Origin of the sequence: Psychrobacter sp. UBA3480 (assembly GCF_002377945.1) — a bacterium.
GTDB lineage: Bacteria > Pseudomonadota > Gammaproteobacteria > Pseudomonadales > Moraxellaceae > Psychrobacter.
In genome coordinates this window covers 19426-37704 of sequence record NZ_DFQV01000009.1, presented here as the reverse complement: position 1 = coordinate 37704, position 18279 = coordinate 19426, and the positions used below count along the sequence as shown (strand labels likewise).

The following is an 18279-nucleotide window of genomic DNA, read 5'->3' as shown; positions in this document are numbered from 1 at the left end:
ATCCTTATCAGCTTTACCCTAGTTCATCAGTGATGGCTAGTAATGACTATAACGTTGGGGAAAAGATCAAAATGACCGCAGCCGTAATCAACAGATTGATCAAGGTTACGGGCAGACATACTTTCCAGCCAAAGTTCATCACCTGATCATAACGCGGACGCATGAGTGAGCCTCGAGCCAAAACAAACATGGTCATAAAGAACAGCGTTTTAATCATGAACCAAAAAGCTGGTGGAATAAATGGAATATCTAAATTGAACGGCGCAAGCCAACCGCCAAAGAACAAGCAAGTCATCAAGGCAGAAATTAAGACAACGTTGACATACTCACCAATGAAGAACATACCAAACTTCATGCCAGAATATTCGACATGATAACCTTCAGCCAGTTCTTGCTCTGCTTCTGGTTGGTCAAATGGATGTCTATGCGTAACGGCCACACCAGCTACCACAAAAGTCAAAAAGCCGAAAAACTGCGGAATGATATACCAGCCGTCCGCTTGTGCTTCGACAATAGCACGCAAGTTAAACGAACCTGTCAAGGCAACAACGCCCATCAACGACAAACCCAAAAACACTTCGTAACTGATTGTCTGTGCAGCTGAGCGCAAACCACCAAGTAGCGAGAATTTGTTGGCAGATGCCCAACCGCCGAACATCACCGCATAGACAGCAATACCAGCCATGGCAAAGAAAAATAGAATACCAATATCCCAATCAACCACGCCAAGCGTTGGCGAGATAGGAATGATGGCAAATGAAGCCAAGGCAGTAAACATCGCTACCGCAGGTGCCAAGGTGAACATAAACTTGTCGGTAAAGTTTGGTGTCCAATCTTCTTTAAAGAAGATTTTGAGCATATCGGCGACCAACTGCAACGAACCAAAAGGCCCAACACGGTTTGGACCATAACGATCCTGCCACAAGGCCAACATACGGCGCTCATAGATAATCATCATCGCGGCAACCAATACCACGACCAAAAAGATGACTAGCGATTGACCCACCAAAAACAGAATAGACCAAGTATCAAAACTCATGCTATTGGCCAAAAAGCTTGGCACATCAGGGATAATACGGGTAACTTGCATATTACACCTCCTGTGTGATGGTCGGCGCTGCGTTTATTTGCGCAGTATCGTTATCGTTCATCATATCGTTAGCCATGCTACCCATCATCGTTACTGGTGCATCCACTTTACGTACCGACGCTGGCATTGATGGGTGAATGATGCTCACCTGCCCAACGGGGTAACCGATACAGCCTTCTGCCAAATAACCGACCAGCTGTACTGGCAAGGTAATTTGTTGCTTATCGATTTCTATCGCCAAGTAATCACCAGCAGCAATCTTCCAGTCTTTGGCATCGTCTATACCGATACGCCATGCAGCAACAGGTAGTTGCTCTGCGACGATTGGGCTACGTGATGCCATCATTGAGCTGGCATAGATGTTGTGAATCGGGACCAGTTTGGCTTGGCCTTGTTGTAAGTCAGTTGTATTCGAAGACATCGCTTCTGGCGCCACATATTGACGAGTGGCTAGGCGCTCTAGCTGATCGAACAAGCGCACACCTGGATCACCATTTTTCAGATGACCACCGACTTTGTCTTGGTATTTGTTCCATGCTTGAGGTGAGTTCCAACCTGCCGCATTGGCAAAAGGAATCATCGAGCTTGGCGTTTCTTTACCGCTATAACCTTCCATTGAGAAAGTTAGACCAGTGTCCAAATCTTTCGGCTGCATTGGCTCGTGCACTGAGATTGGCGCACGCATAGCAGTACGACCTGAATAACGACGCGGTTGACGCGCGATTTTCAGACCCGTTATACGGTAATCAGCATCAGGCGCAGCGCCTTTGATACCTGCAAGTTTAGGATGGGTGGCAATCAATGCATTGATAACATCATCTAGCTGCGTCCAGTCGACATCACGACCTTCAATGCTGCTATGCACAGCATGTATCCAGCGCCAGCCTTCTTTAATGCTGCTCATTGGATGGTAGTATTCGTTATCGTAAACTTGGAAGAATCGCTGCGCACGACCTTCAGCCGATACCAATGTACCATCTGCTTCTGCAAAACTAGCCGCTGGCAATACGATATCGACGTCTTTGTGCCAATCAAGTAGCTGATGATCCAATGCAATGACTGTTTTATCAGATAATAACTGCGTCAATTTATTAGCATCGATGGCATCAGTCAGCTGATTTTCAGCGACGATAACTACATCGAAATCAGTCGCCAGTAATTCTTCGACTGACTGACCGCCAAGCATACAAACGCCCATGCTATTGGCATCAGGAACCGTTAGATAGATACCTGCTTGTGCTTGATATTTATCATTAATTTCTTTTAATTCAAGTTTTTCAGCAGGCTCACGCTCGACATCATCTTGCGCTTCTGCATTTACACCCGTTTCAGGTTTGTTTGGCTTGGCAGATAAATCTTGGTCTTCTTCAGGCTGGTCATTAGCCGCTTTTGCTTGTGCTGCCTGTACTTTGGCATTATGTGCCTCGACCTGCTGTTGCTCAATCGCTTTGATTGCTGCGCGTTTTTGGGTCAACGCTTGGGTAATCTGTGCTGCTGCTTCTATCAATACGGTAGAAGATAAGCTGCTACCCGAAACAACTAACGGCTTATCAGCTTGAATCAAGTCATAAGCGATTTGCTGCGCCAATGCTTGCATACCGTCAGTTTCAGCACTTGCATCAGCTGCTTGTGGATCTGCTATGTCTGCTAAATCATCAGCGAAATTAGCGATTTCATCAGCAACCTTGAAGCCAAGTTTAGTGATGTCTTCAGGGGTCGCCACTACGCTCACTTTACTGATATCTTCTAGCTTGGTTTGCGTTACATCGATGACATAGACTGGGCTTAGCGCATCTTGAGCGATACGCTTAACAGGTTCAGCAAGCCACGGTTGCGTCTGTAATGCCGCCGCCATTTTCAAGCCTTCATTTTTTGCCGCTTGACGTACTGACAGCGCGACACGTGATGAAGTTTGCGTGATATCTTCACCTAATACGAGCACCGCATCATGCGTTTCGATATCGGTCATGCTAGGGTTATAAATACCTTCAGTGCTAAGCACTTCGATGCATTTATTGACCAGTGCTTGCTGCTGATGATTCAAACCTGTTGAAAAGTTATCAAAGCCAACGAGATTTTTTAGCGCAAAGTTGGTCTCTAGACTGGCACGTGGCGAGCCAATCCCGATGACTTTTTTATCTTTGATACGTTTGATGGTTTCATCAAGTGCGTAGTCAATATTGATTTTGACATGCTTATCATTGATACGTTCAAGCGCTTGGGTTGGACGATCATCACGATTGACATAGCCATAACCAAAACGGCCACGGTCACATAAGAAATAGCGGTTTACTTCACCGTTATAGCGGTTTTCGATACGACGCAATTCACCATAACGTTCACCCGGTGAGATATTACAACCAGCCGAGCAGCCATGACAGATGCTTGGTGCATACTGCATGTCCCATTTACGGTTATAACGTTCAGAATGCGTTTTATCAGTAAACACACCCGTTGGGCAGACTTCAGTCAAGTTGCCTGAAAATTCGCTTTCAAACTGCCCATCTTTATCACGGCCAAAGTACACGCGGTTGTTTGAGCCATAAACGCCTAAATCTTCGCCGCCCGCGTAGTCTTTATAAAAACGTACACAGCGATAGCAAGCGATACAACGGTTCATCTCATGCGCGATGAATGGACCAAGCTCTTGGTTGTGGTGCGTACGTTTGGTAAAGCGATAACGACGACGGCTATGACCTGACATATAGGTCATGTCTTGCAAATGACAATGTCCACCTTCTTCACAAGTTGGACAGTCATGTGGATGGTTGGTCATGAGTAGCTCAACCATCGACTTGCGGAATGCTTTGGCTTCATCGTCGGTGACCGAGATGTACATATCATCGCCAGGAGCGACCATACAAGACATCACAAGGCGACCGCGACCCGCTTCCATATCTTCTTTATTTTGGAATTGCTTGACTGCGCACTGACGGCACGAGCCTACTGAGCCAAGGGCTGGATGATAACAAAAATACGGCACCTCAATGCCGAGTGATAAGCAGGCTTGTAGCAAGTTATCTGCGCTATCTACTTCGACAGTGGTTCCATCAATATGTATGACTGCCATGCCGCTCTCCTTATTTCACTACTGGCTGTTGGTTGGCTGCAGCATCAATAACATCGACACCAACCGCCTGCGCGATTTTTTGATCAAACTCTGGACGGAAATATTTAATCGCACTCATTAGTGGTTCCATCGCACCTGGGGCATGCGCACAGAATGTTTTACCAATCCATAAATCACGCGTCAGGCCTTCTAATTTTTCTACATCGCCCACTTGCCCTTCACCATTATTAATGGCGGTAAGCAGCTTGACACCCCACGGTAGACCATCACGGCATGGTGTACACCAACCACATGACTCGCGCTGAAAGAAAATCTCAAGGTTGCGCAGTAATGGCACCATGTCTTGTGATTCATCGACGACCATAATTAGACCAGTACCCATACGGCTACCAGCGTTTTGAATGGTGTCAAAATCTACCACCACATCCAAATGCTCTGCGGTTAAGAAGTCAGTCGATGCGCCGCCCGGTAGCCATGCTTTGAGCGTTTTACCATCTTTCATACCACCCGCTAGATCTTCAATGATTTCGCGAGCTGTATAACCAAATGGTAATTCCCAAAGGCCTGGATCATTGACCAATCCTGAGCAGCCGAATAGTTTAGTGCCTGGCGTTTTACTTTTGCCTTTAATTTCAGATAACGACTGATACCATTCAACACCATGATTCAAAATCGCTGGCATATTACACAGAGTTTCAACGTTGTTGACAACAGTTGGACGACCCCATGCACCAGAGATTTGTGGGAATGGCGGCTTAGTACGTGGGTTAGCTCGGCGGCCTTCTAGACAGTTAATCAACGCCGTTTCTTCACCGCAGATATAACGGCCAGCGCCCGTATGCACATGCAGATTAAAACTAAAATCTGAGCCTAAAATATTGTCGCCCATGAGATTGTTGGCAAAGCACTCTTCGATGGCAGCGACCAAACGCTCAGCGGCCAAGATATACTCACCACGGATAAAGATATAACCGTCAGTGGCACCAATCGCATGAGCGGTAATGAGCATACCTTCGATCAGCTGAAACGGTAGACGCTCCATGAGCAAACGGTCTTTAAACGTGCCCGGCTCCATTTCATCAGCGTTACAGATGAGATAACGCGGCAAACCGTCTGGCGGCGACATAAACGACCATTTAAGACCAGCGTTAAAACCTGCACCGCCGCGACCCCTGACATTGGCCGCTTTAATCATATTACCGACGTCTTTAGGCGACTTAGATAGTGCTTCTTTTAAACCCGTAAAGCCTTTTAGAGACTCATAAGTGGCGAGATCGAGTACCGCATCATGATGCGCCAAACGCCAAGTCAAAGGCTTGGTTTCGCTAGTGGCTGTCGCTTTATCACCATAGATTGGAACACGCTGTGCATTTAGCTGGCTTGGCGCTTGGCCTTGACCGCGACGAGCAATTTGCTCTGAAATCGTTAAACTCATGCGTATAGCTCCAATAATTGCGCGACCTCAGATGGCTGGACAGGGCCGTAAGTGTCTTCATCAATCAGTACCGCTGGTCCCTTATCACAGTTGCCCAAGCAGCAAATTGGCAATAGGGTAAAACGTCCATCAGCAGTGGTTTGACCGTACTCTATACCCAGCTGCGATCTGATCTCAGCTGACAGCGCTTCATAACCTGTCAAATAACAAGCCACAGAGTCACATATGAGAATCACATGGCGACCGACAGGCTGGCGATAAATACGGTTAAAGAAAGTCGCAACCCCATCCATATCTGACATCGGAATATCTAGGATGTTAGCAATAGCGTTTGCTTGCGCATCATCGACCCAGCCGTTACGCTTTTGCACAATTTTTAGCGCATCTAGCGAGGCGGCACGCGCCTGTGGGTAATGGTGCATAAACTCATGAATGGCAGCGATTTCATCACTGGTGAGAATGCTTTCCACATCTACTTTTGGCATTTTGTCGGAAACAATTTTCATAATCTTCTGTCTTTCCTCACTCATCCTGCTCTATCACAAGCCAATATCAGTATGATTAAAACTGTGGTTATATTGGCGAATGACAGCATTTTGGTGTGCCATCAGGCAATAATATATTGATGAACAAATACTTTTGAAGCAGCGGCTTTAACGATCACAATCCGCCATCACAATATCAATCGATGCTAGGTACATAATGGCATCAGAAACCAGCGAGCCATTGATGACCGACGGCATCTGTTGTAAATGCGCAAATGTCGGCGTACGAATACGGGTACGATAGCTCATCGTGGCCTTATCTGAGGTGATGTAATAGCTGTTGAGACCTTTGGTTGCTTCTACAATCGTAGTACACTCGCCCGCTGGCATCACAGGACCCCAAGATACTGAGATAAAGTGATTAATAAGCGTTTCGATATCATTTAGCGTACGGTCTTTTGGCGGTGGTACGGCCAATGGATGATCGGCTTTATAAGGGCCTTGTGGCATGTTATCCATACACTGGCGAATAATACGCAATGACTGACGCATCTCTTCGACTTTTACCATACAGCGATCATAAGCATCACCGTTGTAACCGACTGGCACTTCAAAGTCGTAATTCTCATAGCCCATGTATGGACGCGCTTTACGCAGGTCGAAGTCAACGCCTGTCGCACGCAGACCTGCACCCGTGACGCCCCAAGCCAATGCTTGCTTGGCATTGTACTGAGCAACCCCTTGGGTACGGCCTTTGAGCACGCTGTTTTGCAATGCTGCTTTGACATATTCGTCCAAGCGTTTTGGCATCCAATCTAAGAACTCACGCACCAAACGCTGCCAGCCACGTGGCAAATCAGCAGCTGTACCGCCGATACGGAACCAAGCTGGATGCATACGATAGCCAGTCACCGCTTCGATAACGTCATAAGCTTTTTGGCGATCGGTAAACATATAGAATACCGGGGTCATACCGCCCGCATCCTGAATGAACGTACCGACGAATAGTAAATTATTGGTAATACGGAAAAACTCGCTCATCATCACGCGGATGGTTTCAGCACGCGGTGGAATAGTGATTCCAGCCAACTTTTCGACCGACATGATGTACGGCAGCTCATTCATTACGCCGCCCAGATAATCAATACGGTCGGTATAGGGAATAAATGAATGCCAAGTTTGGCGCTCAGCCATCTTTTCTGCACCGCGATGGTGATAGCCAATATCAGGAATACAATCGACGACTTCTTCGCCATCTAGCTGTAATACCAAACGGAAGGCACCGTGAGCAGAGGGATGGTTAGGACCGATGTTCAAGAACATAAAATCTTCATCACGACCTGAACGCTTCATGCCCCACTCTTCTGGAACAAAACGCAGGTTCTCTTGCTCGTATTGCTGCTTGGCGGTATTCAAAAAGTACGGAGTAAATTCCGTCGCGCGCGCATGATACTCTTTACGCAGTGGATGACCTTCCCAATATTTTGGCAATAAGATACGGGTCAAATGCGGATGACCTGTAAAGACAATACCGAACATGTCCCACACTTCACGCTCATACCAATTGGCATTTGGCCAAATATTGGTGGCGCTCGGTACATTGACATCGTCTTCGCTCAGCGCGACCTTGATACGTACGTCACTATTGCGCTCAAGCGACATTAGGTGATAAAACACCGTAAAATCACTGTCAGGCAAACCTGCGCGATGCTGACGTAAACGCTCATCTATCGCTGACAAGTCAAATAGCATGACGTAAGGTTTAGGCAGTTTGCGCAAGAATAAGAGAATATCTAATAAATCAGCACGCGCCACCCAAACCGTTGGAATCTCATCCACAGTCTGCTGCACGACAAATTTACCAGCATACTTTTGCTCCAGCTCTGTGATGACTGCTGGGACGGGCTTGATCTTAGGATCTATGTTTTCGACTACCGTGACCATGAATGATGTATTCCTTCATTAATCATAACTGAACTATGTTAGTCATAACCGAACTATGTCAACCATAACTAAGCTATGTTAATCATAACCGAACTATGATAAGCGCATAAAATATTGAAACTGTTGCTATAAGTCTAAATGCTGTTTGAAACTTAAATACTGTCTGGGCTGCGCAAGTTTTTGACAGCGATACGATCTGCCTGCTTGCGGTCACGCTCAGGCGTCATTTGCGGCTGATAGATACCCTGCTCATTGACATGGATACCCAGCGGACGACGCTCTTTAGTAATAGATTCTTGTAACAACATCAAACCCTGAATAAGCGCTTCTGGACGCGGCGGACAACCTGGCACATACACATCAACAGGGATAATCTTATCGACACCTTGTACGACAGAATAAATATCGTACATGCCGCCCGAGTTGGCACAGGCACCCATAGAGATAACCCATTTTGGCTCAAGCATTTGCTCATATAGGCGCTGGATGACAGGTGCCATTTTAACGAAGCAAGTACCAGCGACGATCATGACATCCGCCTGACGAGGCGAGGCACGAATAACCTCTGCCCCAAAACGTGACAAATCATGAACGGCGGTTAAGGTAGTAGCGTATTCAACATAACAGCAAGAGGTACCAAAGTTAAATGGCCAAAGTGAGTTCTTACGCCCCCAGTTTGCTGTTGAATGAACGAGGTCTTCGAGACGACCCATAAAGACGTTTTTATTCACTTCATCTTCGATAGGGTCGTTGACCGTTTGACTGGTCTGTGCAGGATAGGTATCTGCATCGGGGTTGGCTTTTGTTAATGTGTATTTCATAACATACAACCTTCATATTAGGCTTGGCGTGGCAATCATCTTGCTCGCGCTGTCGCCATAATTTTATTATTAATAAGTGGCTAATCATCAGCGATCATTAATACAAACAGAACTGACGCCTTCATGCTTTGCTGCTCATTTTTGCAAACGCTATAAGCTGAGCATCAACTGCTATTAACGTTCAGTTTTGTCCTGCTGAGCAGACGTCGCAAAATCCACAGAAGTAACGTTACCCGTGGTATTAATATGATCGATGTTTTGTAGATGACGACGATTGGTCTCAATATTGTTTGAGACATTGATTTGACCGGATGACTGCGCGGGTACTTTACCTGTCGGATCGACCATTAGCTCATGAGCACCATCAAACTTGGTGATGTCTGCCAAATTAAAGCCTGCAGGCGCCGCATACAAGCGTGCTTTTTTGCGTAACTTGTCAGCAGGTGCCCAGTTCATCGCACCCAAGCTCAGCTCATAAATCAAACCGATAATCAGAATAGTGATAAACGTGCCAGCGGCGGCAAAGCCAAGCCAACCCGCCTCTCGTACTGACACAGCATAAGCGTAGAGATATAGCGCCTCTAAATCAAAAATTACAAAGAAGATTGCGACCAAATAAAATTTGGCAGACAAACGAATACGGGCGTTGCCAGATCCGACAACACCCGCTTCAAATACTTCTTCCTTTTGTGAGCCTTGAGAGCGACCGCCAAGTAAGCGCGGTACGACCAGCATAAAGACAACTAGCCCAATGGCGGCTAAGATAAAAGCAATGGCTGACCAATTAAAAGCAGACATGATAATACGTGCTCCTCACCCAATCGAGTGTTAGACACAGCGCAAGCACTGACCCACTCAGGCCATGTTGCGACAGGTATAACGCAGACGAAAACACAAAGTGACTTTATTTAAGTAATTGTCACTGCACTTCAGCAACTGTCACTGTGTTTAAGTAACTGTCATTGAGTCACATGTTAGGTATTTTGCTGGTAACAACCAATTATCAAGCTTATTGACGACGATGTCAGACGTGACCAACTGTAGAGATTCCGGTATGCGCGCGGATAAAGGCTGGTCGCCCAACGCATCTTCTAACAACGTAAGATCAACGTATTAAATCAATATCATATCTGACTGCTTACTTAATTGATTTAATAGCTCATTACACGTGGTCAACAATGACGTGACAACTGGCATAAATTATTTACGTACTATACGCATATCAGTGCCTAAAAGCTAGTTTTTAACTGTATTGAACGGTCACTTTCTATGTAAAAAAAATGTGTTTTTTTTACTATGAATTATGATATAGACCTTACCTTATATTAACCCCAAATCCGTACTTTTGACTATGAACGAACACTGCCACGCTATTTGTCAAAAATCAAGTGTCCAAATACCCCATTTTCATCACCCAAGTCCTCCCCCAAAGTGGGCATTTTTGCTTTATAATGACCCACCAGATTTTTATGATATGCCATCATCAAACCTTAAATTCTATTATTCTTACAATAAAGATTATTAAAATATCGCAACGATACGAATTTTGATGATGCACGCTGCGTTTATCTATCTTTTTCATATCAGCGCTACCCTCTTTTTTGCTTTTGTCTTACAGGTCACGTTATGAGTCAACTCAATCCCAAACAACAAGAAGCCATGCTCTACGTATCTGGTCCATTACTTGTACTTGCAGGTGCTGGCTCCGGCAAAACCTCTGTGATTACGCGTAAGATTGCTTACCTAATCCAAGAATGTGACATGCCAGCTGAGCGCATCACCGCCGTGACCTTTACCAATAAAGCGGCACGTGAGATGAAAGCGCGGGTAAGCAAACTGCTACCAAGCGAAAAAATGCGCGGGCTAACGGTGTCGACCTTTCACCAATTTGGTCTACAGTTTTTGCGCTATGAGCTGATTCATACCCCGCTAAAAGGCAACTTTTCCATCATGGACAGCGATGACAGTAAGCGCCTCTTGATGGAGCTGATGATGCGTGACAACTTAAGCGGCGCTGAAAGTCGCGAGTTGGTCGGTAAAGCCATCAAAATGATTTCGGATTGGAAAAATGACTTGGTCGAGCCTGATAAGGCGATGGAAACGTTAGACGATCCAGAGGATATGATTTTCGCGACGTTATATGCGCTTTATGAGCGTAACTTGCGGGCCTATAATGCCGTCGATTTTGATGACTTGATTGTATTGCCAACCAAAATATTGCGTGAAAATAGAGAACTGCGTGACAAGTGGCAGAACCGTATTCGTTATCTATTGGTCGATGAGTATCAGGATACCAATACCGCCCAGTATGAGATGATTAAGTATTTGGTCGGACCGCAAGGTCGCTTCACCGTGGTAGGTGATGATGATCAATCTATCTATGCATGGCGCGGGGCAAAGCCCGAAAACATGGCGCTACTAAAAGAAGATTTTCCAAAACTGAAAATCGTTATGCTTGAGCAAAATTACCGCTCAACCACACGTATCTTGACTTCTGCCAACGCCGTTATTCTTAATAACGAGCATTTATTTGAGAAAAAACTGTGGTCAGATAAAGGTCAAGGCGAAAAAATCCGCATTATTAATTGTCGTAATGACGACGATGAATCCGAGCGCGTGGCCAAAGAAATCGTCACGCATAAGCTGCGTTTTGGCAATGAGTGGGAACAGTATGCCGTACTGTACCGCAGTAACTTTCAAGCACGTATGCTAGAGGCACAGTTGCGCCAGCTGCAAGTGCCTTATAAGTTATCAGGCGGTCAGTCATTCTTTGCGCGTAGTGAAATCAAAGACATCATGGGGTATCTGCGTCTGATTCTGAATCCCGAAGATGACAGCGCGTTTTTGCGTATTATCAATACACCCAAGCGCGGTATGGGACCCGCCACGCTAGAAAAACTCGGCTTATTTGCGCAAGAGCACAGCATATCGCTATTGGCTTCTTGTACCCATGCTGGCCTGACTCATGTATTGCCGTCAAAGGCTTATGGTACGATAAAAGAGTTTGGTGAATTCATCGAGCACTATACGCGTGAGCTGGATCAACACCCAGACCCTGTGCCGATCGTACGCCAGATGATTGATGAGACGGGTTATATTGATTTTGTCCGTAGCGATGCCAAAACGCCGCAACAAGAAAAAAACCGTATCGATAATATCGATATGCTCTATACCAGTATTCAGTCCTTGATTAATCGTGCTGAAGAAGACGAAGACCGAACGATTGATACCATCATTCGTAAGCTGGTTTTGCTTGATATGCTTGAGCAACAGCAAGAAGAAGAGAACACTAACAAAGTTAACTTGATGACCTTACATGCCGCAAAAGGTTTGGAGTTCGATTTTGTTTATATCATGGGGCTCGAGGAAGAGATGCTACCGCATCGCAACTCCATTATGAGTGAGACGGTCGAAGAAGAGCGCCGTCTGATGTACGTGGGCATTACTCGTGCACGTCGTGAACTAACATTGACGCTCGCGACCCAGCGCCGTGCCGGTGGACAGATGCGCGTTACCTCAGAATCAAGATTTTTGGATGAGTTGCCTGAGGATCATATTGATTGGCCTGCCAAAGCGAAAAAGAAAAAAGCGACCAAAGACCCAGAGGCCGTCGCTGACGAATATCTGGCCAATATTCGAGCGTTACTGGGTAAGCGTTAATCTTAATCAAGACATTTAAGCACCTGAGTAATAAACACCTAAGTAAAATGCTTACGAGAACATGCTTTAGACTGCGCAAAAGGCGATTGTTATAATCGTCATTGTTATTGTTCTTTATATACTATAAAAAACTGACTGTAAAAACTTGGAACACTTATGCCTACCCCGACGCCTAATCAGGAACGAACTGCCATGCTGTCAGGAGACTATAATTCGGCTGAATATAGTGCCGAATATAAGCTTCTGTATCTGCAGGGTTTGGTTGCTGATAAAGCATACGAGGCCATTACAGAGTTTTTGGAAAAGCAGTCCGAATACGAGATTGCCAACCTACTAGAGTCCTTCCCAACTCAAAACCGTCTGTTGATTTGGGCGCAGGTGCCAGAGCATATCAAAGGTGAAGTGCTTGCCGAGCTAGATGTCGATACGCGCCAGCCGTTGATGGAGAATATTTCTTCTCAAGAAATCTCCTTGTTTACCCAAGATCTTGATGCTCAAGATATCTCTGAGATTTTGGACACTGTCACTGAAAGCGTACGTACCTCAGTCATGGCAACGCTGGACGAAGAGACTCGGGTCCAAGTCAATAAGCTTGATACTTATGCCGACTGGGAAGTGGGTAGCTATATGGATCCCGATATTATCCAGATAAGGGATGATATCTATTTGGCGGATGTACAAGAGTGGCTGCGTGAAAACGACGACCTGCTCGATGACGAGAGCCAAGAGCTGCTCGTTGTCGATCAAAGCCAACAATTACTAGGGCTATTGAGTCTAGTAGACTTAATTAAGCATAAACAGAATACATTAGTTTCGGAGCTGATTGATACTGCCATTACAATTAATGATCGCTTGGATATTCAAGATGCCGCCGCGATTTTTCGTTCAGAAGACATCCGTTTTGCGCCGGTAATCAATAGCCATGGCGAGCTAGTCGGTCAACTAAACGGTGAGGACATCATGGAGATTATCCAAGATGATGTCGACAGCACCATGAAAAACCTCGCTGGTGTTAGCCAAGATGAAGAGCTATTTGCCCCGATTCTAACCAGTGCCAAAAGCCGTAGCGTTTGGCTAGGTATCAATTTATGTACCGCCCTTTTAGCAGCAGCAGTGATTGGACAATTTGAAGAAGTACTAGCACAAGTCGTGGCGCTAGCGATATTGATGCCAGTGGTCGCCAGTATGGGCGGTATTGCTGGTTCGCAAACGCTGACGGTCGTTATTCGAGGTATGGCGATGGGTCAAATCGGTGGTTCTAACCGTGTCTGGCTGTTGAATAAAGAGCTGTGGGTGGGCGCAATCAACGGTATCATCTGGGCGATAATTATGGCGTTTATTGCTCAGTTATGGTTTCATGATATTAAGATCAGTGCCGTCATCGGTTTTGCCATTGCGATCAACATGACTGCAGCTAACGTCTCGGGGATCAGCATACCGCTGATGCTAAAACGGATGAATATCGACCCTGCTCTATCTGCTTCGGTTATCCTAACGACCGTCACAGATATCGTCGGCTTTATGTCCTTTTTAGGATTGGCTAGCGTGCTGATACTTTAGTTTTTTGCTGAATTACTGAATTACTGAATTACTGAATTACTGAATTACTGAATTACTGAATTACTGAATTACTGAATAATTAAAATATAGAATTGTTATTTGTATAAAAATTTCGAATAAGATTTATTTAGACCTTAGTTCAAGGCCTTAGTTTTAAATCATAATTTAAAAACCATCAAATCGTTAAGTGAGTGTGTTATGCAAGCTGTACAAGTTAAAGTGGTAAACCCTAAAATTACTGAAGACGAAGCATTTTCTCTACCAACTCGTGCCACCGATGGCAGTGCAGGTATTGACTTGCGTGCTTGTATTGACGAGCCATTAACGATTAAAGCAGGTGAAACCCATTTAATTGGTACAGGTCTTGCCGTTTATATTCAAGATCCTAATTATGCAGGTATGATTTTACCGCGTTCAGGTCTTGGTCATAAGCACGGTATCGTCTTGGGTAACTTGGTTGGACTAATTGATGCCGACTATCAGGGCGAGCTGATGGTTAGTATTTGGAACCGCAGTAGCGACGACTTTGTTCTTAATCCAGCTGAGCGTATGGCACAGTACATCGTGGTACCTGTTGCGCGTCCTGAGTTTGAAGTGGTTGCAGAATTCAGTGATGAAAGCGTACGCGGTGCAGGCGGGTTTGGACACTCAGGTCGTCAATAATAGCTATTTTGACGGTCAATTCTGCTAGTAATTTTTAGATAGCCTTCAAGGTTTTGCTTAAGCTATATATAAAACCTTGCGCTATTTATTTTTATTTACCATTGAACATCTATCACGGTTATAAGGAGAATAAGCAATGCCACCTTTTGCGGCGCAGCAATCCTTATTCCGTGCTTATGATATTCGTGGTACCAACCAGTATTTTACTAGCAGTTTTATACAAGCGCTAGGCGATGCTTTTGCTGTTCTCTACAATGCGCAGAACGGCCAACCGACTCAAAACATCAATGCTAATGCCTCTAATGCTAGTACCTCTGTTGATACTAAGCAAAATGTTGTCGTTGTTGGTTATGACATGCGCATTGGCAGTGAAGCCATTGCACTTATGCTCTCTACTGTACTAGCTCAGCAGGGTTTACGCGTAATCCAATTAGGTCTGGTTACCACGCCGATGATGGCATTTTGGGCAGCGCAATATCAAGGCCATGGCATAGTCGTAACAGCGAGCCATTCCGCTAAAGACATATTAGGTATCAAATGGTTGGTGAATAACAAATCCCCTAGTAGCTCAGAGATACAGACGCTTTATCATCAGCTAACCGCTCATCATAGTTGTCACGCTTATCCCGATAATCAAGCTAACAATCCTATCTTGCATTCAGAAAACATTGATAATAACTACGACTCAAAATTACCAATTGATTTGCTTGAGCAACTACCTACTCATCAAGTAGCAAACGTTTATATTGATGCTATTGAGCAGGTATTTGAACAATTATTTCAGCACAATCACTCGGCAACTAAAGCCAATCAGAAAAACGCTTATAAACTTGATTTAGTCATAGTTATTGACTGTATGCATGGCGCAACTGGGAGCATCGCTCAACGCTTGTTTGAACGTTTTTGCCAGCATGTTATTTTTCTCAATGACACACCTGATGGTAATTTCCCTCTTGGTAATCCAGATCCTACCGAACCAAACCGCTTAAACGAATTGCAACGAGCCGTTGTTTTGCATGCAGCAGATATAGGCTTGGCGTTCGATGGCGATGGCGATCGTTTGATGATCGTTGATAACAACGGCAAAATAGTTACGCCCGATCATTTGCTCTATTTATTGGCACGTATTGCTATTACTGAACATCCTAACTCTCTTAACGATTCTTTATTAGCATCTGAAGTTCTTTTCGATATTAAGTGCGCCCATCATTTGCCAAGGCTGTTATCTGAGCTTGGTACTACACCTGTGATTAGCAAGACTGGCAGCAGCTTTATGCGCCAGCAGGTACAGCATCCTGACAATCAGATTGTCTTCGCTGGTGAATTATCAGGGCATTTCATCTTTAATGACAGCCGCTTTATCCCTTATGATGATGCGATGTATGCTGCATTACGGTTGCTGCATTGGCTTGACCAAACTCATAATGATATTAATGATAAAAAACCGCTAGCAGATATCATCCAAAGCTTGCCCACTATAGTCAGTACTGCTGACCATTATTTGCCAATGCCGCAAACGGCTACTACCGACTGCTCACTCGTAGAGCAATTAACGAGATTTTGTCATTACTTGCAGTATCTAGTAGATATGTCTGCTCATACTGACTCTTCATCTAGTCAGCAGTTAAAAGATACTTGCCTGCCCGCCACAACATGCAAGTCATCAGTGTGTACTTGCGCTACTGCGAAGGCGCAAATAGCATTAAAGCAGACGCATGAATTATTACCTCTGGGAACCAAACTGAGCTGTATCGATGGTGTGCGCTTGGATTTTGCGCATGGCTTTGGCGTACTGCGCCAATCAAATACCAGCAATAGCCTGACCGCGCGCTTTGCAGGTGACAGTGTAAATGACCTAAAAGATATTCAGGCAACATTTGCCGCTTTATGCCGACCATTTAACGCAGCGCTAGCAGAACAGATTCTTGTTATTCCTGCGGAGTAGCCTCATAAAACATATAACTGTCTCATTAGACATAGTAAAAAAACAACCAATTTAAAACCGGCCCTTAGGAGTTTGTAATGACGCTTAATTTAGATGATGCCAAAAACACCGCTGAAGTATTGACCACTGCTCTGCCCTATATCCAGCGTTTTGTTGATAAACTCATCGTCGTAAAATACGGCGGCAACGCCATGACCGACCCTGAGCTTGAGAGCTCATTTGCTCGTGATATTGTTTTGCTAAAAACAGTCGGTATGCATCCAGTAGTCGTACATGGTGGTGGCCCGCAAGTTGACAACCTCCTAAAAGAGCTCGGTCGTCAATCAGACCGTATCGATGGGATGCGAGTCACTGACAAAAGCACCATGGATATCGTAGAAATGGTCTTGGGCGGTAGCGTCAACAAATCGATTGTTAGCTTAATTAATAAGCATGGCGGTCGCGCGATTGGTCTTACAGGTAAAGATGCCAACTTGATTCAAGCAAAAAAACTGATGATGGAAAAAATTGGCGCAGACGGCATCGCTGTACCAGTTGATTTAGGATTCGTCGGTGATGTGGTAAGCGTCAATAAAGACGTGATTAACATGTTGATTGCCTCAGATTTTATTCCCGTAATCGCACCACTTGGCGTTGACGCTGAAGGCAATACCTATAATATCAATGCGGATTTGGTCGCGGGTAAAGTAGCGGAGTTTTTACAAGCAGAAAAACTGATGCTATTAACCAATATCAAAGGCGTATTGGGCCGTGATGGCGAAGTGGTGACTGGACTCACGCCAAAGAAAGTCGATAGCTTAATCGAAGACGGTACTATCTCAGGCGGTATGATTCCCAAAATCCAATGTGCGCTTGATGCGGTACGTAGCGGCGTCAAAAGCGCGGTAATCGTTGATGGCCGTGTCCCTCATGCGACTTTGCTTGAGATTTTCACCAACGAAGGGGTTGGTACGCTCATTAGTCGCGAGATAGACTCATCATTGAGCTAGCAAAATCTAGCAATACTAAATGTAAAAAAGCCCGAGTTAATATAAGCACTCGGGCTTTTTTGTGCATTTTTATATTTAAAAAATAAGCCTAGCTTAATTTTTATAAATTAATTTCACGAAAAAACTTTATCAAACTCAGATTCATCGAAGCCGCATAGTAATACTGCTTGATCTTTATCTGCCACCTGACCTTCTACAATCGGACGTTTGATCATGCTGGTATTTTCCACGAGTAAATCTATCGCGTTGTCTACATTAGCGTCAGCCGCTTGCTTTTGACTGTCGTCTAGCTTGCGCCATGTTGTACCACGCTTATTCAGCACTTTGTCGATACCTAGCTCATTTACCCAGCGCTGTACTGTTTCTTTCTCTATACCTTGTTTCTTATAATCGTGAAAATCATAGCTGACATCTAGATCGTTTAGCTTAGTGAACGCTTTTTTCATCGTGCTACAAGACTTGATACCGTAAATGGTGATGGTCATGATAAATCCTCATAAATATTCATTAATTTGTCTATTATACCTAAGGCTGACTGGATATAGAGAATGCATTACTTTTAATCGCCAAACCTAGTAAGCAACTGCATCATATCGTCGCAATTTTCGCCAAATTAC

General features: G+C 44.9%; 13 protein-coding genes. 5 read left to right on the top strand and 8 right to left on the bottom strand.

Annotation, left to right across the window (positions count from 1 at the left end; translation table 11 throughout):
- Positions 1–46: 46 nt before the first annotated feature.
- The 7 genes from nuoH to ndhC form a co-directional block, all read right to left on the bottom strand.
- On the bottom strand, positions 47–1039 hold the full coding sequence (nuoH, locus tag B2863_RS02865; protein WP_179798733.1) for an NADH-quinone oxidoreductase subunit NuoH: 993 nt from the start codon (positions 1037–1039) through the stop codon (positions 47–49).
- Between the two features lie 52 nt (positions 1040–1091).
- The gene (nuoG, locus tag B2863_RS02860) at positions 1092–4160 is read right to left on the bottom strand and encodes an NADH-quinone oxidoreductase subunit NuoG (RefSeq protein ID WP_296207376.1); all 3069 of its coding nucleotides are present in this window, start codon (positions 4158–4160) and stop codon (positions 1092–1094) included.
- A 10-nt stretch (positions 4161–4170) separates the two neighbouring features.
- Positions 4171–5595, bottom strand: coding sequence for an NADH-quinone oxidoreductase subunit NuoF (nuoF, locus tag B2863_RS02855; RefSeq protein ID WP_296207375.1), 1425 nt, complete (start codon positions 5593–5595; stop codon positions 4171–4173).
- Positions 5592–6101 carry an NADH-quinone oxidoreductase subunit NuoE gene (gene nuoE, locus B2863_RS02850; RefSeq protein WP_057758927.1) on the bottom strand — a complete coding sequence of 170 codons (510 nt, stop codon included), beginning with the start codon at positions 6099–6101 and terminating at the stop codon, positions 5592–5594. The genes nuoF and nuoE overlap by 4 nt, the downstream gene beginning before the upstream one ends.
- Before the next feature lie 147 nt (positions 6102–6248).
- Positions 6249–8024 carry an NADH-quinone oxidoreductase subunit C/D gene (gene nuoC, locus B2863_RS02845; protein ID WP_057758925.1) on the bottom strand — a complete coding sequence of 592 codons (1776 nt, stop codon included), beginning with the start codon at positions 8022–8024 and terminating at the stop codon, positions 6249–6251.
- 152 nt (positions 8025–8176) lie between these two features.
- Positions 8177–8845: a NuoB/complex I 20 kDa subunit family protein gene (locus B2863_RS02840; protein ID WP_101206265.1), complete on the bottom strand. Its 669-nt coding sequence runs from the start codon at positions 8843–8845 to the stop codon at positions 8177–8179.
- 174 nt (positions 8846–9019) lie between these two features.
- Complete coding sequence (gene ndhC, locus B2863_RS02835) at positions 9020–9643, bottom strand: NADH-quinone oxidoreductase subunit A (protein ID WP_102091044.1); 624 nt, start codon at positions 9641–9643, stop codon at positions 9020–9022.
- Between the two features lie 828 nt (positions 9644–10471).
- On the opposite strand from ndhC, the gene B2863_RS02830 reads away from it, so the two are divergent.
- The 5 genes from B2863_RS02830 (at position 10472) to argB (ending at position 17662) form a co-directional block, all read left to right on the top strand.
- Positions 10472–12505 (top strand): UvrD-helicase domain-containing protein, encoded by a 2034-nt coding sequence (locus tag B2863_RS02830; protein ID WP_114700718.1) that lies wholly within the window; start codon positions 10472–10474, stop codon positions 12503–12505.
- Between the two features lie 156 nt (positions 12506–12661).
- On the top strand, positions 12662–14065 hold the full coding sequence (mgtE, locus tag B2863_RS02825) for a magnesium transporter (protein WP_101206268.1): 1404 nt from the start codon (positions 12662–12664) through the stop codon (positions 14063–14065).
- Between the two features lie 198 nt (positions 14066–14263).
- On the top strand, positions 14264–14728 hold the full coding sequence (dut, locus tag B2863_RS02820; protein ID WP_296207370.1) for a dUTP diphosphatase: 465 nt from the start codon (positions 14264–14266) through the stop codon (positions 14726–14728).
- 136 nt (positions 14729–14864) lie between these two features.
- A complete protein-coding gene (locus B2863_RS02815; RefSeq protein ID WP_296207368.1) occupies positions 14865–16673 on the top strand; it encodes a phosphomannomutase in 1809 nt (602 codons plus the stop codon).
- Positions 16674–16750: 77 nt separating this feature from the next.
- Entirely contained in the window at positions 16751–17662 is a 912-nt protein-coding gene (gene argB / locus B2863_RS02810) for an acetylglutamate kinase (RefSeq protein WP_057758912.1), read from the top strand.
- 113 nt (positions 17663–17775) lie between these two features.
- Here the strand turns inward: argB and B2863_RS02805 are convergent, their stop codons facing one another.
- The gene (locus B2863_RS02805) at positions 17776–18147 is read right to left on the bottom strand and encodes a Spx/MgsR family RNA polymerase-binding regulatory protein (protein WP_296207366.1); all 372 of its coding nucleotides are present in this window, start codon (positions 18145–18147) and stop codon (positions 17776–17778) included.
- Between the last annotated feature and the right edge of the window lie 132 nt (positions 18148–18279).

What these genes read in the sequence shown, in the direction of transcription:
- argB (WP_057758912.1), top strand. Translation starts at nt 16,751, where the DNA reads ATGACGCTTAATTTAGATGATGCCAAAAACACCGCTGAAGTATTGACC.
- nuoH (WP_179798733.1), bottom strand. Translation starts at nt 1,039, where the DNA reads ATGAGTTTTGATACTTGGTCTATTCTGTTTTTGGTGGGTCAATCGCTA.
- nuoC (WP_057758925.1), bottom strand. Translation starts at nt 8,024, where the DNA reads ATGGTCACGGTAGTCGAAAACATAGATCCTAAGATCAAGCCCGTCCCA.
- nuoG (WP_296207376.1), bottom strand. Translation starts at nt 4,160, where the DNA reads ATGGCAGTCATACATATTGATGGAACCACTGTCGAAGTAGATAGCGCA.
- dut (WP_296207370.1), top strand. Translation starts at nt 14,264, where the DNA reads ATGCAAGCTGTACAAGTTAAAGTGGTAAACCCTAAAATTACTGAAGAC.
- nuoE (WP_057758927.1), bottom strand. Translation starts at nt 6,101, where the DNA reads ATGAAAATTGTTTCCGACAAAATGCCAAAAGTAGATGTGGAAAGCATT.
- mgtE (WP_101206268.1), top strand. Translation starts at nt 12,662, where the DNA reads ATGCCTACCCCGACGCCTAATCAGGAACGAACTGCCATGCTGTCAGGA.
- nuoF (WP_296207375.1), bottom strand. Translation starts at nt 5,595, where the DNA reads ATGAGTTTAACGATTTCAGAGCAAATTGCTCGTCGCGGTCAAGGCCAA.
- B2863_RS02805 (WP_296207366.1), bottom strand. Translation starts at nt 18,147, where the DNA reads ATGACCATCACCATTTACGGTATCAAGTCTTGTAGCACGATGAAAAAA.
- ndhC (WP_102091044.1), bottom strand. Translation starts at nt 9,643, where the DNA reads ATGTCTGCTTTTAATTGGTCAGCCATTGCTTTTATCTTAGCCGCCATT.
- B2863_RS02830 (WP_114700718.1), top strand. Translation starts at nt 10,472, where the DNA reads ATGAGTCAACTCAATCCCAAACAACAAGAAGCCATGCTCTACGTATCT.
- B2863_RS02840 (WP_101206265.1), bottom strand. Translation starts at nt 8,845, where the DNA reads ATGAAATACACATTAACAAAAGCCAACCCCGATGCAGATACCTATCCT.
- B2863_RS02815 (WP_296207368.1), top strand. Translation starts at nt 14,865, where the DNA reads ATGCCACCTTTTGCGGCGCAGCAATCCTTATTCCGTGCTTATGATATT.